This is a genomic window from Pseudomonas sp. PS02303 (assembly GCF_029959925.1).
Taxonomy (GTDB): domain Bacteria; phylum Pseudomonadota; class Gammaproteobacteria; order Pseudomonadales; family Pseudomonadaceae; genus Aquipseudomonas; species Aquipseudomonas mandelii.
In genome coordinates, this window is record NZ_JASCOM010000498.1 from 1 (window position 1) to 1,759 (window position 1,759).

Consider the following 1,759-nt stretch of genomic DNA (forward strand, 5'->3'; position numbering starts at 1 on the left):
GGCAAGCCTCGCTCCTACAGGGTTTGCGTCGTTTGCAATATTGTCGAGCGACACAAATACCGTAGGAGCGAGGCTTGCCCGCGAAGGGGCCAATGCAAACAACGCACATCCACGAGCCTGATAAGCAATTTTCCGCTCACGACCAGCCCGGCATAAGCGGATTTCCGCTCACCCAATCCCCGCAACCCCTCTAAACCAGCCCTCCTTGATCTGGCACACCTCCTGCTATAGCCCATGCAGGCTGCGTTTCAACGCGCTCCACAAAAACAATTAAACGAAGGATCCTTCAATGGATAACTCCAACGCCCTGCCCCTTGGGTCGGCTGCCGTGCCCGCCAAAGAAAGAACCACCGCCAGTCGCATCAAGTCGATCTTCAGCGGCTCTGTCGGCAACATGGTCGAGTGGTACGACTGGTACGTCTACGCTGCCTTCTCCCTGTATTTCGCCAAGGCCTTTTTTCCCAAAGGCGACACCACCGCACAACTGCTCAACACCGCCGCGATCTTCGCCGTGGGCTTCCTGATGCGCCCGATCGGTGGCTGGCTGATGGGCCTGTACGCCGACAAGGCCGGTCGCAAGAAAGCATTGATGGCTTCGGTGTACCTGATGTGTTTCGGCTCGCTGCTGATTGCCCTGAGCCCCGGTTATGAAACCATCGGCATCGGCGCACCGATCCTGCTGATTTTCGCCCGCCTGCTGCAAGGCCTGTCGGTCGGTGGCGAGTACGGCACCTCGGCCACCTACCTCAGCGAGATGGCGACCAAGGATCGTCGCGGCTTCTACTCCAGCTTCCAGTACGTGACCCTGATTTCGGGTCAGCTCATCGCCTTGGCGGTGTTGATCGTGCTGCAACAAGTCCTGACCACCGAAGAGCTGTACGCCTGGGGCTGGCGCATCCCGTTCGCCATCGGCGCGCTGTGTGCCGTGGTCGCGCTGTACCTGCGTCGTGGCATGGAAGAAACCGAGTCGTTCACCAAGAAAGAAAAGGCCAAGGAAAGCGCAATGCGCACCTTGATGCGCCACCCCAAGGAACTGATGACCGTGGTCGGCCTGACCATGGGCGGCACCCTGGCGTTCTACACCTACACCACGTACATGCAGAAATACCTGGTGAACACCGTCGGCATGAGCATCTCCGACTCCACCACCATTTCCGCCGCCACGCTGTTCCTGTTCATGTGCCTGCAACCGATCATCGGCGGCTTGTCGGATAAGGTCGGTCGTCGTCCGATCCTGATCGCCTTCGGCGTGCTCGGGACGCTGTTCACCGTGCCGATCCTCACCACGCTGCACACCATTCAATCCTGGTGGGGCGCGTTCTTCCTGATCATGGCCGCACTGATCATCGTCAGCGGCTACACCTCGATCAACGCGGTGGTGAAGGCCGAACTGTTCCCGACCGAAATCCGTGCACTGGGCGTCGGCTTGCCGTATGCGCTGACCGTATCGATCTTCGGCGGCACCGCTGAATACATCGCGCTGTGGTTCAAGAGCATCGGCATGGAAACCGGTTACTACTGGTACGTGACGGCGTGTATTGCCGTGTCGTTGCTGGTGTACATCACCATGAAAGACACCCGCAAGCATTCGCGGATCGAGACGGACTGAGTCAGCCCGCGCAATAAAAACAGGGGCAGACCTTAACGGGTCTGCCCCTTTTGTTTGCAACCGACACACAAAACCCTGTGGGAGCGAGCCTGCTCGCGATAGCGGCGTATCAGCTACACATTGGCTGACTGACACACCGCTACCGCGAGC

At 59.1% G+C, this 1,759-nt stretch carries 1 protein-coding gene; it reads left to right on the plus strand.

Annotated elements, in window-relative coordinates:
• The first annotated feature begins 289 nt into the window (after window positions 1–289).
• Entirely contained in the window at window positions 290–1,609 is a 1,320-nt protein-coding gene (locus QMX98_RS34455) for an MFS transporter (protein WP_010457563.1), read from the plus strand.
• Window positions 1,610–1,759 lie beyond the last annotated feature (150 nt).

Coding starts and splice junctions, on each gene's coding strand:
- QMX98_RS34455 (WP_010457563.1), top strand. CDS start 290: ATGGATAACTCCAACGCCCTGCCCCTTGGGTCGGCTGCCGTGCCCGCC.